Source organism: Mesorhizobium sp. WSM4983 (genome assembly GCF_029625765.1).
Classification (GTDB): domain Bacteria; phylum Pseudomonadota; class Alphaproteobacteria; order Rhizobiales; family Rhizobiaceae; genus Mesorhizobium.
In genome coordinates this window covers 1,219,350-1,235,763 of record NZ_JARTVM010000001.1, presented here as the reverse complement: position 1 = coordinate 1,235,763, position 16,414 = coordinate 1,219,350, and the positions used below count along the sequence as shown (strand labels likewise).

Annotated in this window: 24 protein-coding genes; 10 read left to right on the top strand and 14 right to left on the bottom strand. The window is 60.5% G+C overall.

Features of this window, described 5'->3' with window-relative positions:
• Positions 1-2: 2 nt before the first annotated feature.
• The 6 genes from P9254_RS06060 to P9254_RS06035 all read right to left on the bottom strand — a co-directional run bounded on the left by P9254_RS06060 (position 3) and on the right by P9254_RS06035 (position 3,853).
• Positions 3-362 carry a hypothetical protein gene (locus P9254_RS06060; RefSeq protein WP_067320534.1) on the bottom strand — a complete coding sequence of 120 codons (360 nt, stop codon included), beginning with the start codon at positions 360-362 and terminating at the stop codon, positions 3-5.
• Positions 362-1,582: an NRAMP family divalent metal transporter gene (locus P9254_RS06055; protein WP_278054381.1), complete on the bottom strand. Its 1,221-nt coding sequence runs from the start codon at positions 1,580-1,582 to the stop codon at positions 362-364. The genes P9254_RS06060 and P9254_RS06055 overlap by 1 nt, the downstream gene beginning before the upstream one ends.
• The gene (locus P9254_RS06050; RefSeq protein WP_278054380.1) at positions 1,579-2,010 is read right to left on the bottom strand and encodes a hypothetical protein; all 432 of its coding nucleotides are present in this window, start codon (positions 2,008-2,010) and stop codon (positions 1,579-1,581) included. Before P9254_RS06050 ends, P9254_RS06055 begins: the two co-directional genes overlap by 4 nt.
• Positions 2,011-2,103: 93 nt before the next feature.
• Positions 2,104-3,078: an alpha/beta fold hydrolase gene (locus P9254_RS06045; protein WP_095827612.1), complete on the bottom strand. Its 975-nt coding sequence runs from the start codon at positions 3,076-3,078 to the stop codon at positions 2,104-2,106.
• Between the two features lie 89 nt (positions 3,079-3,167).
• A complete protein-coding gene (locus P9254_RS06040; protein ID WP_095827611.1) occupies positions 3,168-3,422 on the bottom strand; it encodes a hypothetical protein in 255 nt (84 codons plus the stop codon).
• A 113-nt stretch (positions 3,423-3,535) separates the two neighbouring features.
• On the bottom strand, positions 3,536-3,853 hold the full coding sequence (locus P9254_RS06035; RefSeq protein WP_095802615.1) for a hypothetical protein: 318 nt from the start codon (positions 3,851-3,853) through the stop codon (positions 3,536-3,538).
• A gap of 176 nt (positions 3,854-4,029) precedes the next feature.
• Between P9254_RS06035 and P9254_RS06030 the strand changes: the two genes are divergently transcribed.
• Positions 4,030-4,272 carry a hypothetical protein gene (locus P9254_RS06030; protein WP_095802614.1) on the top strand — a complete coding sequence of 81 codons (243 nt, stop codon included), beginning with the start codon at positions 4,030-4,032 and terminating at the stop codon, positions 4,270-4,272.
• A gap of 56 nt (positions 4,273-4,328) precedes the next feature.
• Here the strand turns inward: P9254_RS06030 and P9254_RS06025 are convergent, their stop codons facing one another.
• Complete coding sequence (locus P9254_RS06025) at positions 4,329-4,721, bottom strand: low affinity iron permease family protein (RefSeq protein WP_095802613.1); 393 nt, start codon at positions 4,719-4,721, stop codon at positions 4,329-4,331.
• A gap of 66 nt (positions 4,722-4,787) precedes the next feature.
• Here P9254_RS06025 and P9254_RS06020 point away from each other — a divergent pair, with 66 nt between their 5' ends.
• A complete protein-coding gene (locus P9254_RS06020) occupies positions 4,788-4,931 on the top strand; it encodes a hypothetical protein (protein WP_176477763.1) in 144 nt (47 codons plus the stop codon).
• A 78-nt stretch (positions 4,932-5,009) separates the two neighbouring features.
• On the opposite strand, the gene P9254_RS06015 is transcribed toward P9254_RS06020, so the two are convergent.
• A complete protein-coding gene (locus tag P9254_RS06015; RefSeq protein WP_066994822.1) occupies positions 5,010-5,531 on the bottom strand; it encodes a YciE/YciF ferroxidase family protein in 522 nt (173 codons plus the stop codon).
• A gap of 109 nt (positions 5,532-5,640) precedes the next feature.
• The gene (locus P9254_RS06010) at positions 5,641-5,943 is read right to left on the bottom strand and encodes a DUF982 domain-containing protein (protein ID WP_066994825.1); all 303 of its coding nucleotides are present in this window, start codon (positions 5,941-5,943) and stop codon (positions 5,641-5,643) included.
• A 402-nt stretch (positions 5,944-6,345) separates the two neighbouring features.
• Between P9254_RS06010 and P9254_RS06005 the strand changes: the two genes are divergently transcribed.
• The 3 genes from P9254_RS06005 (at position 6,346) to P9254_RS05995 (ending at position 7,957) form a co-directional block, all read left to right on the top strand.
• A complete protein-coding gene (locus tag P9254_RS06005) occupies positions 6,346-7,335 on the top strand; it encodes an SDR family oxidoreductase (protein WP_278054715.1) in 990 nt (329 codons plus the stop codon).
• 215 nt (positions 7,336-7,550) lie between these two features.
• Positions 7,551-7,733 (top strand): hypothetical protein, encoded by a 183-nt coding sequence (locus P9254_RS06000; RefSeq protein ID WP_067320556.1) that lies wholly within the window; start codon positions 7,551-7,553, stop codon positions 7,731-7,733.
• Entirely contained in the window at positions 7,730-7,957 is a 228-nt protein-coding gene (locus P9254_RS05995; RefSeq protein WP_095779498.1) for a DUF768 domain-containing protein, read from the top strand. Before P9254_RS06000 ends, P9254_RS05995 begins: the two co-directional genes overlap by 4 nt.
• A gap of 36 nt (positions 7,958-7,993) precedes the next feature.
• Here the strand turns inward: P9254_RS05995 and P9254_RS05990 are convergent, their stop codons facing one another.
• On the bottom strand, positions 7,994-8,302 hold the full coding sequence (locus P9254_RS05990) for a hypothetical protein (protein ID WP_127239691.1): 309 nt from the start codon (positions 8,300-8,302) through the stop codon (positions 7,994-7,996).
• 571 nt (positions 8,303-8,873) lie between these two features.
• On the opposite strand from P9254_RS05990, the gene P9254_RS05985 reads away from it, so the two are divergent.
• Positions 8,874-9,089, top strand: coding sequence for a KTSC domain-containing protein (locus P9254_RS05985; RefSeq protein ID WP_067320748.1), 216 nt, complete (start codon positions 8,874-8,876; stop codon positions 9,087-9,089).
• Between the two features lie 94 nt (positions 9,090-9,183).
• Here the strand turns inward: P9254_RS05985 and P9254_RS05980 are convergent, their stop codons facing one another.
• Positions 9,184-9,369 (bottom strand): DUF3606 domain-containing protein, encoded by a 186-nt coding sequence (locus tag P9254_RS05980; protein ID WP_066994850.1) that lies wholly within the window; start codon positions 9,367-9,369, stop codon positions 9,184-9,186.
• 974 nt (positions 9,370-10,343) lie between these two features.
• On the opposite strand from P9254_RS05980, the gene P9254_RS05975 reads away from it, so the two are divergent.
• On the top strand, positions 10,344-10,571 hold the full coding sequence (locus P9254_RS05975) for a hypothetical protein (protein ID WP_127239693.1): 228 nt from the start codon (positions 10,344-10,346) through the stop codon (positions 10,569-10,571).
• 328 nt (positions 10,572-10,899) lie between these two features.
• On the opposite strand, the gene P9254_RS05970 is transcribed toward P9254_RS05975, so the two are convergent.
• Positions 10,900-11,223: a hypothetical protein gene (locus P9254_RS05970; RefSeq protein WP_245458926.1), complete on the bottom strand. Its 324-nt coding sequence runs from the start codon at positions 11,221-11,223 to the stop codon at positions 10,900-10,902.
• Between the two features lie 1,407 nt (positions 11,224-12,630).
• Between P9254_RS05970 and P9254_RS05965 the strand changes: the two genes are divergently transcribed.
• The gene (locus P9254_RS05965) at positions 12,631-12,840 is read left to right on the top strand and encodes a hypothetical protein (RefSeq protein ID WP_066994857.1); all 210 of its coding nucleotides are present in this window, start codon (positions 12,631-12,633) and stop codon (positions 12,838-12,840) included.
• Positions 12,841-13,199: 359 nt separating this feature from the next.
• Positions 13,200-13,304 carry a putative RiPP precursor gene (locus P9254_RS05960; RefSeq protein WP_206516957.1) on the top strand — a complete coding sequence of 35 codons (105 nt, stop codon included), beginning with the start codon at positions 13,200-13,202 and terminating at the stop codon, positions 13,302-13,304.
• 705 nt (positions 13,305-14,009) lie between these two features.
• Here the strand turns inward: P9254_RS05960 and P9254_RS05955 are convergent.
• Together P9254_RS05955 and P9254_RS05950 are read right to left on the bottom strand one after the other, a co-directional pair.
• The gene (locus tag P9254_RS05955; RefSeq protein ID WP_278054370.1) at positions 14,010-14,198 is read right to left on the bottom strand and encodes a hypothetical protein; all 189 of its coding nucleotides are present in this window, start codon (positions 14,196-14,198) and stop codon (positions 14,010-14,012) included.
• Between the two features lie 423 nt (positions 14,199-14,621).
• Complete coding sequence (locus P9254_RS05950) at positions 14,622-15,062, bottom strand: hypothetical protein (RefSeq protein ID WP_278054368.1); 441 nt, start codon at positions 15,060-15,062, stop codon at positions 14,622-14,624.
• Between the two features lie 365 nt (positions 15,063-15,427).
• On the opposite strand from P9254_RS05950, the gene P9254_RS05945 reads away from it, so the two are divergent.
• Complete coding sequence (locus tag P9254_RS05945; RefSeq protein WP_278054366.1) at positions 15,428-16,312, top strand: YihY/virulence factor BrkB family protein; 885 nt, start codon at positions 15,428-15,430, stop codon at positions 16,310-16,312.
• The last annotated feature ends 102 nt before the right edge of the window (positions 16,313-16,414 follow it).

Below are 16,414 nucleotides of genomic sequence, written 5' to 3'. Positions count from 1 at the left end.
CCTCAGGCTCCCGGGATTCGGCCGACGATGCGATCGCGCAGCCAGCTCTGCCAGGCCAAGATCTTGGTCCTGCGCACGTCGATATCGAATTCGATGTCGACGCCGATGTCGCGCACCTTGGTCCAAGCGATGCGATGCGGCCGTGCCTGCTGCTTCCCGCTCAGCCTTGCGGCCAGCCGCGCCGTTAATCGCCCAGGCCGAGCGCCAAGCCGTCGGGCCAGCGCAATCGCGCCAAGCTCGACCGCAACGACCCTCGGCGGCTTGCCCTGCCTCAGCTCGGCGACCAGTCCATCCACCTTGCCGATCTTGACCTGCTCGCGGTCGACGACCTGCTTGTCCAGGATATCGCGCAGCAGCTGCATCAGGTGCCTCCGAATATCTGCAGGGGAATAGTCACCACCGCCAGCACGAAGCCGAGCGCGATGACGAAGATCACGGCGGCATTGGAGATGACGCCGTTGCGGTGTTGGCCGACATAGCGCTCGTCATTCAGCAGGAAGAGGAACGGCACGACCGTCAGCGGCAGACTGGCGGCGGTCAACGCCATTGAGAAGATGGTGAGCCTCAGCGGGTCGAGACCAAGCGCTATCGGAACGGCTGCAAGAAAAAGCGTGAGCGTGTAGACGAGACTGAAGCCGGGATCGTCGCGCGGCTTGAGATCCTCGCCCCAGATCCAGCCGAACCCTTGCGCGACGAGATAAGCCTGCTGCAGCGCCACTTCCAGAGCGGCTCCGAAACAGGCGATGCCGAGCGATGCGACGAAAAGGACGAAGCCCCAGAAGCCGAACACCGAGATCAGCATCAGCGGGAGCTGGTTGTAGTCGTCCACATGGTTCACGCCATGGGCGCCGAGCACAAGCGCGGCCACGATCAGCACGGCCACGGAGATCGTTCCTCCGAAGCTCATGCCGAGACCGGCAATCGCCCGATTGGTGCCGAGATAGCTCTTGTCCCATTGATCCTCGACCGCGCCCGAGGAATAAAACATGAAAAGGTAGGGCGAGATGGAAGCACCGAGGATGCTGACGGCCATGAACCAGTAGTTCGCCGTATCGTGTTGCGGCAGGCTGGGCACGGCACCGGCAGCCACCTGTTTCCATTCAGCCTTTAGCATCACCGCTGCGACGACGAAGCAGAGCGTGATCAGGCCAAGCATCGACACGCCTTTCTCGATGAGGCCGAACGTGCCTTTCCACAGCAGCAGCCATGCGAGGAAAGCCGCTGGCAATGCCCACCATTGAAAGCTGATCCCGGTGGCAAGCTCGGCAGCAATGGCAACCCCGCCTATTTCTGCCGAGAGGACCAGGAAATTGACCAGCAGGACTGCAAGCAGCGGCCAAAGGAAAGCATTGAAGCCGAAGCGTTCGCGGATGCCGTCGGCGATGGTGTGATGGCTCACGGCGGCGAAGCGACCGGCCATCTCGACCAGGAAGATGATGCAGATGGTGCCGAGCACGATCGCCCAGATGAGTTGGAAGCCGAACAGGGCGCCTGCCTGCGCCGCTGTCGCCATCGAACCGACCTCCAGGAAGCCACCAACGCTGGTCACGACGCCAAGCGAAATTTCCAGCAGCTTCTTCATCGTTGTGGCGCGAAATAGCCGCGATAGGCCGTGGCGAGATCCGCCTGCGCGGCGCGAAGCTCGTTGCGTGCCCGGCTGGCCTGCGCCTGCTGTCCGGCCTCGACCGCGCTGTCGGCCCCGCTTGCCGCGGTGGACAGCCGGCTGACCGCCGCCTTCAGCGTGTCTCGCGTCGTAGGATCGGACGGCGAGGCCGATTCGACTTGCCGGCCGGCATCGGCGAGCGTCTCGGCGAAGGATTGTAGGGCAGAGGACGCGTAGTGGGACGGCGCGGCGCCGGAGAGCCAGGCATCGGTGACCAGCACCGCCGCCTGCGCGGTCGAGGCGGCACGCTTCGATTGCTGTTCGACGGTTTCAGACGAGGAGCAGGAAGCAAGTGTCAGCGCAAGCACCTGCAGTAAAGGCAGTTTCCGCCGAGCAATGCTGCGCAATGCTTCCTCTCACTGCTGCCGCTTCGAACATGGAGATAAAGCGGCGCCGATCGGAAGGTTCCCCGTCGAAGGCCGGTTGCACGGCACTGCCGCTCATCGGTCGCTCCGCTGCGCGTCCTCGGTGGTCGAAAGAGCGGCGATCTTGTCGATCATGGCGAGCACCGCCTGCGGGGCTGTCAGGTGCACCATATGCCCGGCATCGGAGACGATATCGACTACCGAGTTTGCGAGATCCGCGTGCAGCCGAAACGCCTCGGCCGGCGCGTCGAAAAGCTGATCGCCGGCGCCGGCGATTATCCCAACAGGAACGGAAATGTCGTTGTGCCGAGGCGTCACAAACGCCGCTGCGATCCACATCAGGAAGGACTCCGCCGCGATCGACCGCAGTTGCGAGGGGCGGCTCGCCAACTCCCTCGTCGTTGCGGTGAATGCCGCCGAGATCGCCGCCGGGCCAAATATCTTTCGCATTGACCAAGCCCAGCCAAGCCTGACCAGCGGCGGCAGCAAGGTGTGGCGGAAGGCCGTTCCGATCAAAGGCAAGATCGGCAACCCCGACAGGGCGAGTTCGAACCTTGGCGATGGATAGTGGTAGCCGGAGACAAGCACGACCCCGGCAACGCGCCCAGGGCGCCGTCGCGCCATCTCGAGCGCAACGGCGGCACCCCAAGAGTGGCCAAGAACAATATAGCGTCCAATTCCGAGTTTGGCGGCCGCGGCATCGATCAGATCGGCCTGCGCGGCGGCCGACCAGATCCTGCCGATCGGGCGCGAGCTCCTGCCGAAGCCTGGTCTGTCGAAAGCCAGAACACGATAGTCTGCGGCCGCTTTGTCGACGATGCCGCTTGTCGTGAAATCCTCGGCCGAAGAGCCGTTGCCATGCAGCAACAACAGCGGCATGCCCTGGCCATCCTCGATCAGGTGCAGCCGCGCTCCGTCGACTTCGACGAAGCGTCCAAAACGTCGGCCGCGTAACGCCCGCCGCGCCCGCAGGCCATTGTAGAGGGCAAGCCCGGCCGCTGCCGCGGCAAGGAGGAGGACCACGTCGTTGAACGTGGCGATGTCAGGCATGATCCCGTGCTGCTACGGAGCCATGGCACAAGCCGCTGTTGAGAGAAGCGGCGGATGTACCCAGGCGCTGGCTTCCAAAGAAGGAGCTTTCAGGCCGAGCCCTTCTGAGGCAGCTTCGTCTCCTCATCGACCTGTTCCTGGAGAGCCCTGCGTTCGCGCTCTCTTCCCTGAGCGTCGACCGGTCGATCTTGCCGTTCAAGCTCGCGTTCCACCGTGTCACGCGCGCCCTCGACAGGATCTTCCTGCGGCAGACGCTTATCTGTTCGCTTTGTGCCTTGCTCGCTCGCCCGGTCACTGTCCGATCCCAGTTTGGACGGATCGTCCTTTGCAGAATGCTTCGTCATTGGCTTACTTACCTATCTGGCCTGCCACGTCGGCGGATCACGTGCCGATCTGTTCACAAGCAGCCCAACAGGCGAGCTGTTTCTTTGTTCCGGCTATCCCGTGCGGCAGTTGGTCAGTCCCGATCCTCATGGTCTTCCGCCTGTGCCGGTTCCGACTCCTCGAGAGCTTCAATGACCGGGGCAAGCGAGGTCTCTTTCCGATGATTTGATTCTGTCGGGTCCTCCTGCTCGGCCGTCATGTCGAGCGCCCGTTCGATTGCATCTTCGATATTGCCGATTTCCTCCTCGCGAACCTCGTGCCCGTAGCCCGCGGCGTCGGCGTCCTGCTCGAACTGTCGCACAAGCACCGGAACGCTGACTTGTGTGTCGGCAGGCAAGTTCCCGACGTTCTCCTCGAGCCAGCTTCGAAAGAACTCCTTGGTTGCACTCATGAGCCGCCTCCTTCGAGCTGAGAACGGCCGCCGTCTGCCAATGTTCCTCTGGCGGGGCTTGCGTTGCCGCGTCTTTCGTCTGAGCGGTTACAACGAGGATCAGACGGGTTGCTCTTGCGCATGTTCGGAACGATCGAGTCCAACTGCCGTTACCGACGAAAGAACAGGAGGAACCGATGAGCGGACGCAGAACCCATGACCAGCAAGTGCGCATCCTGGAAGAACGTGAGAACACGAAGAACGCGCCCAAGGAATTCGACGCCAAGGCGGAGCTGAAGCAGCCGGCCGCGGAGCGCGAAGCGCGGCGGAAAGGTTCGGACCTCAGGAGCGACACGCCCGACCTCGTCGACCCCGATGATCGCAACATCCTTCGCGGCAAGAATCAGGAAAGCGGCCACAACAAGCATCGTGGCGACTAAAGCCTGTCACGCACGTCTTGGTCCCGAAGCCGGTTTCGACTTTCGATGGATATGTTTTAGGCAGGGCGGCTTTCGACGTGAGATGCGATCGTCCCCTTGCTGGCGGTCTTGGTTTGGGCACACCTGGTTATGAATTCTTGGGCCTCCGCTTCCGTGAGATGCTCGATGCCGATGAAGTCGTTTTTTGCGCGGCCTGAGCGAATGAGCTCATCGAGCTTCGCCTGAATGGCCACGCCGTCGCGATTCTGGGTATTTTGAATCAGGAAAACCATCAGGAAAGTAACGATCGTCGTCGCGGTGTTGATGATCAGCTGCCAAGTCTCGGAATAATGAAAGGCCGGGCCGGCAATGGCCCAGAGGACCACCGAAACCACGCACAAGACGAAGGCCCATGCACGACCCGCGGCATGGGCGACATTCTCCGCGAGCCGATTGAATGCTTTTTCCAATGTTGAACTCCGGACTTTCACCCTGACGAAATTTCCCGCCAAGCCAGCCTGAGGATAGTGTGCCGGATGAACTGCACCGAAATGCAGCCGTTTATCCTGTCCTTGGCGCTGGGCACCGGCAAGAAATCAACTGAAGGCGGGCGCGACGCCAAGAAGGCGACCGCTCCGCTGAAAAAACTTGCAGCGTTTCGCGAGGAGGCGGGCCCGTAATCGCGGCCCCGGTCAAAGAGACCGGGGCCGCGTCGCCAAGTCGACTTTTGGCATGCGAATAAGCGTTTATCGGGCGCCTTACGCGGCCGCCTGCATGGCCCGCTTGTTCGCACCGCTTTCGCCGAGCTTGCTAAGTGTCTCGTCGGTAGCGGATTCTTCCTTGAGGGTGTCGCGCAGCAAGGGGAGGGCGTCTTTCAGGCCCAGTTGCTCCGCCCAGGCAATCAGCGTGCCGTAGCGCGCTATTTCATAATGCTCGACCGCCTGGGCGGCAGCCACAAGGCCCGCGTCGAGCGCCGGCTCGTCCTTGTATTCCTCGAGGATCTCCGAACCCTCTTCAATGATGCCATCGATCGCGGGACACGTCTTGCCGCGCGCCGGCTTGCCCAGCATTTCGAAAACCTGCTCGAGCCGGTCGACCTGAGCTTCAGTCTCGGTGCGATGCTTTTCGAAGGCCGCGCCCACTTCCTGTGACTGCGCCGCCTTGGCCATCTTAGGCAGCGTCTTCAGGATCTTTTTCTCTGCATAATAAAGGTCTTTCAGGCCATCCACGAACAGGCTTTCCAAGCCGTTCGCCGCGCCGGACGAACTTTTCTTTGCCATCGACGTCTCCTTCGTTCGACTTTCTTGACCAAACAAAACCGGTGGGATCGACCGATGTTCCCGCGAAATATTTTTTGAAGCCGGGACGACGAGCCGAGGTGCGCGAGCGTTACTTCGGCGTGCCCTTGCCGTTGCGGGACGAAAGTTGGTCGAGCATGCTGAGCGCTGCACTGGGACCCGCATGCTCCAGCAGACCCTGCTCGGCGGCCGCCTTCTTGAAGGCGGCAAAGGCGATTGCCGGCCGGCAAATCCCGTTGGTCGCGTCTTCCACCAGCCGAACCGCCTTGCGATAGGCTGGTGAGTCCTTGCTCTTCCATTTCCGGCCAAGCGCCTTCTTGGCGTCAGCGATCGACGACACCATCATCGTGCCGCCGTTGACGAAGTGGATGGTGAGGGGCAGGAATCTGCTCAAGGCTCTTTCACCGTCCTAGCCATTCGCACACAGGCCGGGCGGGCTCGACGAAGAGGTCCGCGGTCGGCGCCGCCGCCAAGGGATTATCGGTCCGAAAGGATTTCATGGTGCTACCGCCTGTTTGAGATCGCATAAAACGAAGCTGCTGCCGGGTAGTTGCATTCAGCCGGCCCGTGGCGGTCAAAAAACGTGCTCCTTACTGATCGCCGTCCGGGTGAGCAGCGCCGGCGGTGGTGGCGGCCGTGGTTGAGGTCCCGACGGATGTCGCGACTGATGTCCGGATTGAGAGCCGGCAGCTTCGGAGCGAGGCCAACCTTTTCTGTTCGCGTGCGTTGTCCCTCGAAAGCGAAGGAGACACCGATGCCGACGAAATCCGACAGGATGACCGACTCCGCCACACCGATGAAATCGGCCCCGCGTACCAAATCCACCTCCGAGCAGGCGGCCAGCAAGCAGCGGAGCGTGCAACGCAAGGTCGACGCGACCGATCGCGCCAAGTCGAACGGCAAATCCAAATCACAAGGCGCCATGCAGGCCGGCGCGCGGGAATACCCAGTGCCGCCTTTCCCGAAGCAGCATCACCCGAAACCCGGCGAGGAATGGGCGATCGAGCCCGCACCGCTCTACGACGCGCCGTTCTGGCAGGGGTCGAACAAATTGGAAGGCAAGGTGGCGCTGATCACTGGCGGCGATTCCGGCATCGGCCGCGCAGTTGCCGTGTTGTTCGCCCGGGAAGGGGCGGATATCGCCATCGCCTATCTCAGCGAGGATCGCGACGCCAAGGCGACAAAACAGGCAGTCGAGGCCGAAGGTAGGCGCTGCATCATCATGCGCGGAGACGTGGCCAGGCGGACTTTCTGCCACAAAGCGGTGGAGCGGACGCTGAAGGCCTTCGGCAGGCTCGACGTGCTCGTCAACAACGCTGCCTTCCAGGTTCACTCGACCGATTTCGCCGACCTCACCGAGCAGCACTTCGACACCACGCTGAAGACCAATCTCTACGGCTACTTCCACATGGCCCAGGAAGCCGTTCCGCACATGAAGCCGGGTTCGGCCATCATCAACACCGGGTCGGTCACCGGCATTGAAGGCTCGAAGGAACTCATCGATTATTCGATGACCAAGGGCGGCATTCACGCCTTCACCCGGGCGCTCTCTGGTAACCTGATCAGCAAGGGCATTCGCGTCAATGCCGTGGCGCCGGGGCCGGTTTGGACCCCGCTGAACCCGTCGGAAAAGGAAGCGGAGAAGGTCTCGCAGTTTGGCGCAAAGACCCCGATGAAACGGCCAGCCCAGCCGGAAGAGATCGCGCCTGCCTATGTATTTCTCGCTTCGCCGCAATGCTCCAGCTATATCACCGGCGAGATCCTGCCGATCATTGGGGGCTATTGACCGCGGCCGCCTATATGAAGGTCTTGATGAAAAAGGCGGTTCTCCATCCGCCGGCCGTCTTGGTAATCCGGCCTGACGGCCGCCCAGATAATCTGGTTGGCCAAACGGCCGGCAAGGCAGTCGCAGACGCTGGGAAGAGTCCGAAGGAATTCAGATTTTCGGCACAAGCCTGAACCTGTCGGCCTTTCGGCAGTTTTCAAGGCTAGGAGGTTTCGATGAACGAGCACACCGACAAAGGCGACTCGCATGACGGTGCCGTTGAGATCCTGGCCGGCCGATTGGCCAGGGAGGCAGACATTTCCGAAGAGCAAGCCCGCGAACTGATCGAGTTGATCGGGACCGATTGGAATTCCCTGCTTCGAGAGGCTCATTTTCTGAAGGCGCGGCATCGCCTATGAGCGAACGCGGGGCCGAATTCTTTGGCGAATGGATTACCAACAACGTGATGCGCGGCAGCGTCGGCGCTGACATCATTTCCGTCGCGGAATTGACGACCAAGCTCTTTGCAGATGCGAAGGCCGCAGGTGTTTCCGAGCATGAGATTGAAGAGGAGATCGGGAGCGCTTACGATGCCATACTGGCTGCAATCGTCGGACTTGAGGACTCGGGCAAGTCCGATTGAAAGCCAAGCCTGCAATTAACCCGGATAGGGGCGCGTTCAGCCCGCCTTGCGCGGAACGATGTAGCCCGTCCCTTTCGCGCCGCGGGATCGGCCGACGGACCGATGCTGCCTATGGGCTGCAGGCTCGATCGCCGGCGCTGTTTCCATCTGCGATCGCTCAGCGTCATCCGACATGACAAAGGAGAGCGCGATCAGATCGTCGGCGTCGATGCCGCCGCGACCATTGTCCATATGGTCGGCGACCCTTTGAAATGCCTGCATGTCATCCATGCTCACGTTGGCCGCCCGCAGCCTTTCTTGGAGACCCGTCAACTTGGTGGCCAAGGCGTTGGAAATTTCGATCATAATTGCCTCCGTGGTTCCAATCTTAGTGCCAGACCGAGGATAAGAGCCTCGAACAGTGCGGGGGCCGATGAACAGACTGATTTGCCATTACCTGCTATCGCCCAGCCGCTCGGCCTGCCTGGCAACCTTTGCGAACTCTCCGTCTGTTGAGATGACCTCGAGGGTGGCAGGGGCTCATCCTCGCCAGTCGCGACCCAATGAAATTTCTCGCAAGATGTTTCCTGCCCCCGACCTTTGAGTTGGCCCGTACGACATTTGTCCCGCATTCGCTGGGACCGGTGGCCGAGGTCCAGAATTTTAGGGAACGGTCGCTGTCGGATTTTGTTGATTGGATGCCTGCTGCGCACGTTGCCAGGTTTGCGCACTCAGGTACCAACCTCCAGAATACTCAGCCCGCAGGCTCCGGTCTGCGGGCTTTTTCGATGCCATGGAATGCGGCGCTCGCGCTGCCGCTGCCCGTCCGCATCTGGGACGCGGCGTCGGCTGCGAGACTTGGCTCTCACTCACTAGCTTCGGAAACAAAAGGCCGGCCGGATCGTTCGCTCTATGCCAGACCACCGGGTGCCGCGCCATGCCGTCCACCTCGATCAAGAAAACAAAATACGATCCGGCCAAAGGGACTCTTTCCGTATGGTTTGTGACCAGCGGGAAACGCTACGAGTTCGAGGGGGTGCCGCCGGAGACGTTCGCGGCATTCCGATCAGCCTTTGCCAAGGGCCGCTTTTTCAACGCGCACATCCGCAATCGCTTCCGATATCGTCGCGTAACAAGCGATGACGATGATTGACCGGCTATTCAGCGTCCAGTTCAAGCGGCTCGTGCTGCGCTGCTCATGATTTTGGCGTGGATCCCGGCGATCGCCGCTGCGTTGGAGCTCTTGGTCATCCGCGAAGCTTTTCGGCCTCGCGTTCCAAGGTCTTCCGGTCGTTGCCGTGCTGTTTGATGAGATCGCGAACCTGTTGCGCCGTCAGCCCGACCTTGTTGGCGAAATGCCGGACTTCGTAGTCATCGTCCGCTGATACCCGGTTGCGGTCACTGCCACCACGCTTGCTCTTGTCGTCTGCCATCGCTTGTTCCTCCGGCAGGGAATAACAGCGGCCGCGCAGGAATGTTCCAGGCGCGGCAAGCGGCAATTTTAGGCGGGACTAACAAAAGTTATCGAAAACGGACTGCTCGCTCGTGCAGGATTAACGTCACTCCGCCCGCCACGGGCGGAGGATGGGAGGACCGGCCTCAACAAAGCCGAAGGCCGGGTTACTTGGCCCGTTGCGCGGATCCCTTGGGCGCTGCGACGGGCCAAGGTCGCTTGCGTCAGTCTTTCCTCCAGCGGCGCCTTTCTCGCCAAGCCAGCAGTGTACCATTAACATTTGTTACTGCGGACCTGCTAATGAACTGCGTAGATGACTGGGCGGGCGTTGCCCTGGGCTTTGGAGTTGGGTTCGGTTTGCGGCGACAGTGTCACCGACTTGAGAAGCGAACCGATAGCTAGGCCCGTTGTCTAACCTTGGCGGGTCACGGCAACGGGTCTAGCGTTCCTCCGCTTGGGAATGGGATTTCCGGCCGAAGATGAATGTGCCGTCTCTGACGGCGTTCACACTGGCCCCGATACGAGCCCGAAACACCTTCGCGGCATGAGCAGACAGCCCGCCAGCGCTCACAAGGAACTTTAGCGGCATCTAAAAGTTCTCCTCGGGCAATCCCGCACTCCTTGGGTCGAACGATGGCCGAGCTGGCATCAACTTTCGCATATTCATCAGGGCTGACCGGCGATGATATGCTAAGCGCAGTCGTGTCGTTACTGGCCGGCCTGCTGCTCTATAATGTCATGCGCGAACCAAGCCGATAGGGCTCCTGCCGAGACGAAATTCACAGACCGCGCAGTGACGCCGGACAAAAGTTCGGTGGGCGGCCGTTGCTCGGTAGCGCAGCATGGAGGCAATCGGCTATTTGCCCGGGACCTCAGTCCGATCCAATTGACTCGTAGCTGACTTTTTTTGGGTGTATCCTTTCCCCGTTGTGGCGTATCGGGGTGAGGTAAACGATGCGTGGAATCGATCGCAATGCTGTCCCGCCCAAAAGTGCGGGATGCGGTATAGTTGAACCTGCAGAGGTCAACATTCTGGCCAAGGCGGTGAGTGACTACTGCTCCAGTCACAAGATCGAACGCAAGGACGAGCGCGAAAACGTCGCGGTCAAAGTCATGAGCCTTTTTGGACGCGGTGTGACCGATGCTGACCAGCTGTTGGAAGAACTCGAGAAGGTGCGCTAAAGCCTGGTGCCCTCGGCTGGAACAAGTCCACTAAAGCCGAAGTTCGCGTAGACGGGTTCTGAGCAAATGAGCGCGTTCGGAAGAGCTTGTGCGAAATGATCCTCAGGCGATGCAGCACTGGGAGAGCGCTCTAGCCGAAAGACGCAACAGATGCCCGTCATTCCAGGAATGGCGGGCATCTATTTTCACTGCTGCCGACGAAGAGGGTGACGCATTTCCTCGCCGGCCCTACCAAATGATGCATCGGGCAAGTTGTTTCTAGCATAACGACCAATGCGCCGGCCTGTCTAACCTCAGTCGAGCGGAAAAAGGTCGTTCCTCGACGGCACTAGTTGGGATCGCCGGACCTCGAGCCCCCATGGGCTCCGCCGCCATAGCTGTCCCCCCGCGACCCTCCGTTGCCGGATTTAAGAAACTTTGGCTTGGGCCCGACGTGAACGTGGTTCTTGTCACCCCATCCATTGCCCGGACGTGTTCCTCCCGATTTGGCAATCGCCCTGGAGTTCAAGCTTGTGCCGAGCAGCAATGTAATGGCCGGAGGCGTCACCGCAGCAAAGCGTCCAGCCTGCTTGAGAAAATCGCGGCGCGCGTTGGCCTCTGAAACAAGCTTTTCGGAATTCTTTTCAATAAGCCTTTTGCTCTCATTCGGCATTTTAGCACTCCTTTCCTGCAAGATACTTTAATTGCTGTCTGCAAAGAAAGTAGTTCTCCAAAAGGCGTACACCGCGCCGGTGTCCGGAGCGGCCCGGCTCTCTGGCCGACAAAGGCCAGAATTGAGCCGGGCCTGACCAGCGGGGGCTCGGAACCGCAACACGGCGCCGGCTGACCAATGAGCATATACCCCTGATTGTATAGCCGGAACGCATTCATAAGGATAAAGCCGAGCCGGATCAGTGCAGCCAATATTATGGCTTCAAGCTGGCGCTAATATTCGAGCAGGCTGATGGAACCCGAACGGTGCGGTCGGGTTGGTAACATGCGACCGCACTCGTTTTCTCCCATTCAGGGTGCGGCCGCTCTACTCCGTAAGCAACAGAAGCCCGTCGCGCTTGCGCCATTGCGCGACGGGCTTTCTGGTCCACTGAACTTGTAGATCGATACCCTTCATGTGCGAAGCAGCACCGCGAAGGCGGCTTGACGGCTGAAAACCCAAACAGGTACCCGCCACCCGGGGGAGTGTATGGCGGGTACCTGACCTCTCTCCGCCGACGACTGAAGGATTCCGCCGGCTCTACCAAATGTCGGAACGGGCTTAATGTTTCAGTACTGGGACCAATATGTTTGGATGTCCGACTTCCGTCCGGAGCGACAATGCTTTCAAACCCGGTTCAACCAACCCGCACTAGACCTGGGAAGTGCTCGGACTGGTCTATGTTTTCATCAGCGCAATTCGATAGGCGCCTTTGTTCGCCACGCCATCCCAGATGAAGAACGCGGCAAGGGCGGCGACGATCAGCAGGATCGGTCGCATGGCTGGAACTCCCTCAAAGCTCCTCGTACGCGCGTGGCCTGATATCCGCCTGTTCATCTATGTCTACAAGCAGTTGCTAATGTATTGAGAACTCGCCGGGCTCGCCGCCCCATAGCCCAGCCCCAAGCCCGACGAGTGCCGACCCGGGAGGGTACCGGCATCATCCTATTTGCAAGGCTGATGCCAGCATATTCCGTCCTGAAATGAAACAGAGGGTGTGTCAGCGTGCGCAGGCTTGAACGATGGCAAAGCCTATATGCCGATGACAACCGGTACGGAAACACTCCTCCTGCCCGAGACAAACGGACCATCAAAAAAAATGTTCCGTCATCGCGGAACACCTCGCATTCGAAGAGGTTTGGGGCGCGGCGGCGCAATTCCCTCCCGATCATGTGCACAGCCGCCGGGCGGAGCCTCCCATTCTCCGCAGGCCCGCTCCCTGGCTCCCATCAGGGGCGGGCCGTTCTTTCAGATCGCGCTAAGGGAACGCTTACGGGAGTTCCATATTGAATCAAATTCGAGTTTCCCATTGGGGTTCGCATGCGCAAGCCTGCCGGCAGAGCCAGGCACGAATAGGAGTTCACCGCCATGGCGATCCGCCAAAGAGCACTGGAAGCGGAAATTTTCGATCCGGAAGAGCTGGAATTTCTGGCCCGCGTCTTCGACCGGTTGAAATATGATGGCCAAACTACGGAGCAGCGTGAGGCGCTGGCCTCTCGCATCATCGCCAACTTCATGGCGGGTATTGTGGACGAGAATGAACTGGTTTCGCTATCCAGGCTACCTTTAGGTAGGTAACGGTCTGAACGGACTGGACTGCCTGCCGCCCGCCCCTTGTGAATATTCGTCATTGTTGCCGCTGGGCTACAGCCCTTTGGGCGCGACTGTATTAGGAAACGCTTGTGCGGGGTTCCCGGAATCGGGCGGACCATCTGGGAAAGGGGCGCACAGCAGTTTTGAGGGAAGATGGCCCGTCGGCTTTGGTCGGCGGGCTTTTCTTTTGTATGGCCTTGTCTGTAGGGCCTTGTCGTCGATCAGCGCCGCTTCCTCGTGCTTCGGCCATTCGTCGCTACTTCCGGACCTACATCTTTTTTAAATGACGGTCGGGTGCTGCCTCAGCCAGATCGGCGAGCCAACTTCAGCAAGGGGGATTCGCCATGAAGCGCACTTATGAAAAGCCCGTCCTGGTCAAGCGTGACCGCCTGTCCGCCGTTACGGCCGTGATCGTCGTCTCGCTCGTGAACGGCGCGACGTCCCAATAAGGACGATGCCCGTCACTCCAGGCAGGAAATGGCGGGCATCTCTCTAGCTGCTACCGACCAGGAAGGTGACGCACTTCCTCACCGGCTCTATCAAATGATGCAGCGAGGCTTAGGTTTCAGCATGGGGACCAAAGCGTCAGCCTCTCGGACTTCTGTCGCATCGGCGGAAGGGGACATTCTGCCAATCGTCCCGGTTGTGTCGCGCGGCGTGTGCCTCAGCTGAGGTTCACCTCGCCGCGAAAGGCGTTTCCTCAGCGCCCATTCGACCTCCCCAGGCGGGCGGGCTCTTTGTTTGTCTTGGAACAATTCGGTGCCGCTGCAGTTCGCATTCTGGGTGCAGCTCCCGGCAAGAAGAGACGGTCGAGCGCGCCTTGGTCGGGTTGCCCCCGACGCAAAGAGCCCGCCCGCGGAGGAGGTGCGGCGGGCTCTTCTGCTGATCCGGCTAATTCAGCCTGGCCGGCGGCTCGCCGGGATAGCAGTAGTGATTACTATCCGCAGGCCGACCGGGGTATAATCTCCAATGGCCGTTCGGATAGCGGTTGTCCTGGCGCTTCTCGCCGCCTTCGCCTACGGGTTTGCAAAACTCGTAGAGCGGTATGGCGGTGCGGGCAATGATCCCGCATCACCCTGCGGAAAGGTGCCAAGCGTCGATTGCCCGGACCCGAATGCGCCGCCTCCCTTTCCCAAGCCCGACCGGACGGAGCCTCAAAGGCAGTCCGGTGCGTCAAGCCTGAAGGCATATTTGTAAATTGCGCGGTTTCCTTCATCGGTCACCCGCACCCACAAATGTTCATCCCGTCTCGCCAGGACGTCTTTGCCGGTGACTTCCTGAGCAGCCTCCCAAGGGGCACGGGCATTGACAACGTGATAAGCCACCACCTGGTCGCCAGCCATCTTCAACTCGGTATGTCTTCATGATCGCTCCAAGCAGCGACCCGAACTTGGAGCGAGGAGGGTTGTTCCGGGTCTTCCATTTTCGCTCGCCCATAGCGAGCGATTGCAGGGCAGCCTTGGGCGCCTCTAGGCGGGGCAGGTGGCCCGGTAGCCTTGGGTGGCTATGGGGGGGCCACCGGGCCTTGGCCGGCAGGGGCTTAGGGAACACGATGCCGGCGAACGAGTATATGCGCATCTACTAATAAATCAAAATTCAGCCAAAAGGCCGAGCTGGCCCTTGAAACGCAAACATGACGGCTGGACGCTCCAAGAGCTGATCGATGCGGGCATGTCTGCCACGGCCGGCTGCCTCGACTGCCGTCGTCATGCTCGATTACCGGCGGTCCGCGACCGCTTCGGCCCAGAACATCAATCTGGCCCCAATCAGCTCAGTTTGGAGAGCCGGTTGAAATTTGTTCGGACCCGGCGGCCGGCAGGTTTGAGTGCTGCGACCATGGAATCCTTCAGAGCACCGCCGCTTAGAAAAGACGGGCTCCGGCCGGATAGAACTTCAGGCCAAAACCATAAAGCCGATCGTAAGATCACCAATTGTGCAGCCGCCATGCCTTCGGCGAAGGCGAGCGCCTTCTCGTTGACCGCAAGCATCGCCTCAATCCCTTTCGGGGCACGGCTGCTTGCATCCAAAGCAATCAGCGGAAGGCGCATGGCGACGACAGCGGGTGCCAACATCAGGTCTCCACAAAGCGAGAATGCATTTTGGGTGTGGCGCTTCTTGCGAGTTGACATTGTGCCCCCATCTGGACCCGGCTGTTCAGCCAATACGCACCAATCCGGGGTTTGTTCCTGGAGGATGGCGGCCTTCATGAGTCCGTCATAAGGTGCGAATACATTAGCGAGGCCGGATGTCCCATCATCGGCTCCTACAAAGTCTCCTGCCCGGTTTCGGCCGGGCATTCTTTTAGCCTTCAACGAGCGCCAGCTTCGACCTGATCGCGCAGTCGCGTTCACGACGGCATCGGCGGCGTGAAGGCCCAGCGCGATGTCCAAAAGACCCCGCAAGCGAATAGATCGGAACCTCCCGCCCGCGGCGTCATTGACCTCTGCGGGCCGCGTCAGCCGGACCTGGTGGCAAAGAGAACAGGGTGGTTTTTCCGGCTTCACATCCTGGCCAACGAAAAGGCAGTCGAGCTCTTGTCCCACCCGGCCCGCTTCAGTTCGGTGTCGAGCGCATGGCAAAGGACGGGAAATCAAGGACCGGCTGGCTTCAGGAGGCCTGGCTTCTGCTGAAGGAAAGCGTCAGCGGTTATATGGATGACAACGCGCTGAGCCATGGGGCGGCGATTGCCTTCTATGCCACTACCTCTCTCGCGCCGATCCTTCTGATCGTTGTGGCGGTCGCAGGTCTCGTCGTCGGCAACGACGCCGCCCAGCTCGCGCTCTCGGCCCAGATATCGGGCGTGATGGGTCCGCAGAGCGCCGACCTCTTGAAGGCGACGATCGAGACCGCTTCGCGTCCCTGGTCCGGCGCGCTTGCCACCATTATCGGGCTGGTGACGCTCCTGATCACAGCCTCCGGCGTCTTTGGCGAGATGCAGCAGTCGCTGAATGAGATCTGGAAGGTCGAGCCAAGGGCCATGTCGCTCTCGCGTTTGGTGCGGGCGAGGGCGGCGAGCCTTGGTCTCGTAGCCGCGCTCGGTTTCATGCTCCTCGTGTCGCTCGCGGCGAGCACGGCCATCTCGCTGTTGGCCGATGTCATCAACCAACACCTGCCGTTCGGCGAACTGATTGTGAGTTCGATCAACACGATCGTATCGTTCGCGTTGATCGCGCTGCTCTTCGCGGCGATTTACAAGGTCCTGCCGGACCGCAGTCTCAAATGGCGCGATGTCGCTGTCGGTGCGCTGGTCACCGCGCTTCTCTTCACCATCGGCAAGTCGCTGATCGGCTGGTACATCGGCAGCAGTTCGATCGCCACTTCCTATGGCGCCGCCGGCGCGCTGATGGTGGTGCTGCTATGGGTCTATTACTCGGCTCAAATCTTTCTGTTCGGCGCCGAAATCACGCGCGCCTATTCGGTGAGCAGCGGAAGCCGGCCGACCTCAGGCGGGTTATGAAGCCGGAGGTCGGAAAGACGGAGAGGTGACGGTCAAGCAACGCCGGAGAACGCAACACTGCGCGCGACCCTGTGCCTAAAGAGATCAGGCGTTGGGCCAGAC

What these genes read in the sequence shown, in the direction of transcription:
- P9254_RS05960 (WP_206516957.1), top strand. Translation starts at nt 13,200, where the DNA reads ATGAAGCGCACTTATGAAAAGCCCGTCCTGGTCAAGCGTGACCGCCTG.
- P9254_RS05970 (WP_245458926.1), bottom strand. Translation starts at nt 11,223, where the DNA reads ATGCCGAATGAGAGCAAAAGGCTTATTGAAAAGAATTCCGAAAAGCTT.
- P9254_RS05955 (WP_278054370.1), bottom strand. Translation starts at nt 14,198, where the DNA reads ATGGCTGGCGACCAGGTGGTGGCTTATCACGTTGTCAATGCCCGTGCC.
- P9254_RS06000 (WP_067320556.1), top strand. Translation starts at nt 7,551, where the DNA reads ATGAACGAGCACACCGACAAAGGCGACTCGCATGACGGTGCCGTTGAG.
- P9254_RS06005 (WP_278054715.1), top strand. Translation starts at nt 6,346, where the DNA reads ATGAAATCGGCCCCGCGTACCAAATCCACCTCCGAGCAGGCGGCCAGC.
- P9254_RS05945 (WP_278054366.1), top strand. Translation starts at nt 15,428, where the DNA reads ATGGCAAAGGACGGGAAATCAAGGACCGGCTGGCTTCAGGAGGCCTGG.
- P9254_RS06020 (WP_176477763.1), top strand. Translation starts at nt 4,788, where the DNA reads ATGAACTGCACCGAAATGCAGCCGTTTATCCTGTCCTTGGCGCTGGGC.
- P9254_RS05975 (WP_127239693.1), top strand. Translation starts at nt 10,344, where the DNA reads ATGCGTGGAATCGATCGCAATGCTGTCCCGCCCAAAAGTGCGGGATGC.
- P9254_RS06045 (WP_095827612.1), bottom strand. Translation starts at nt 3,078, where the DNA reads ATGCCTGACATCGCCACGTTCAACGACGTGGTCCTCCTCCTTGCCGCG.
- P9254_RS06035 (WP_095802615.1), bottom strand. Translation starts at nt 3,853, where the DNA reads ATGAGTGCAACCAAGGAGTTCTTTCGAAGCTGGCTCGAGGAGAACGTC.
- P9254_RS06040 (WP_095827611.1), bottom strand. Translation starts at nt 3,422, where the DNA reads ATGACGAAGCATTCTGCAAAGGACGATCCGTCCAAACTGGGATCGGAC.
- P9254_RS06055 (WP_278054381.1), bottom strand. Translation starts at nt 1,582, where the DNA reads ATGAAGAAGCTGCTGGAAATTTCGCTTGGCGTCGTGACCAGCGTTGGT.
- P9254_RS06015 (WP_066994822.1), bottom strand. Translation starts at nt 5,531, where the DNA reads ATGGCAAAGAAAAGTTCGTCCGGCGCGGCGAACGGCTTGGAAAGCCTG.
- P9254_RS05965 (WP_066994857.1), top strand. Translation starts at nt 12,631, where the DNA reads ATGGCGATCCGCCAAAGAGCACTGGAAGCGGAAATTTTCGATCCGGAA.
- P9254_RS05995 (WP_095779498.1), top strand. Translation starts at nt 7,730, where the DNA reads ATGAGCGAACGCGGGGCCGAATTCTTTGGCGAATGGATTACCAACAAC.
- P9254_RS06030 (WP_095802614.1), top strand. Translation starts at nt 4,030, where the DNA reads ATGAGCGGACGCAGAACCCATGACCAGCAAGTGCGCATCCTGGAAGAA.
- P9254_RS05950 (WP_278054368.1), bottom strand. Translation starts at nt 15,062, where the DNA reads ATGAAGGCCGCCATCCTCCAGGAACAAACCCCGGATTGGTGCGTATTG.
- P9254_RS05990 (WP_127239691.1), bottom strand. Translation starts at nt 8,302, where the DNA reads ATGATCGAAATTTCCAACGCCTTGGCCACCAAGTTGACGGGTCTCCAA.
- P9254_RS06060 (WP_067320534.1), bottom strand. Translation starts at nt 362, where the DNA reads ATGCAGCTGCTGCGCGATATCCTGGACAAGCAGGTCGTCGACCGCGAG.
- P9254_RS05980 (WP_066994850.1), bottom strand. Translation starts at nt 9,369, where the DNA reads ATGGCAGACGACAAGAGCAAGCGTGGTGGCAGTGACCGCAACCGGGTA.
- P9254_RS05985 (WP_067320748.1), top strand. Translation starts at nt 8,874, where the DNA reads ATGCCGTCCACCTCGATCAAGAAAACAAAATACGATCCGGCCAAAGGG.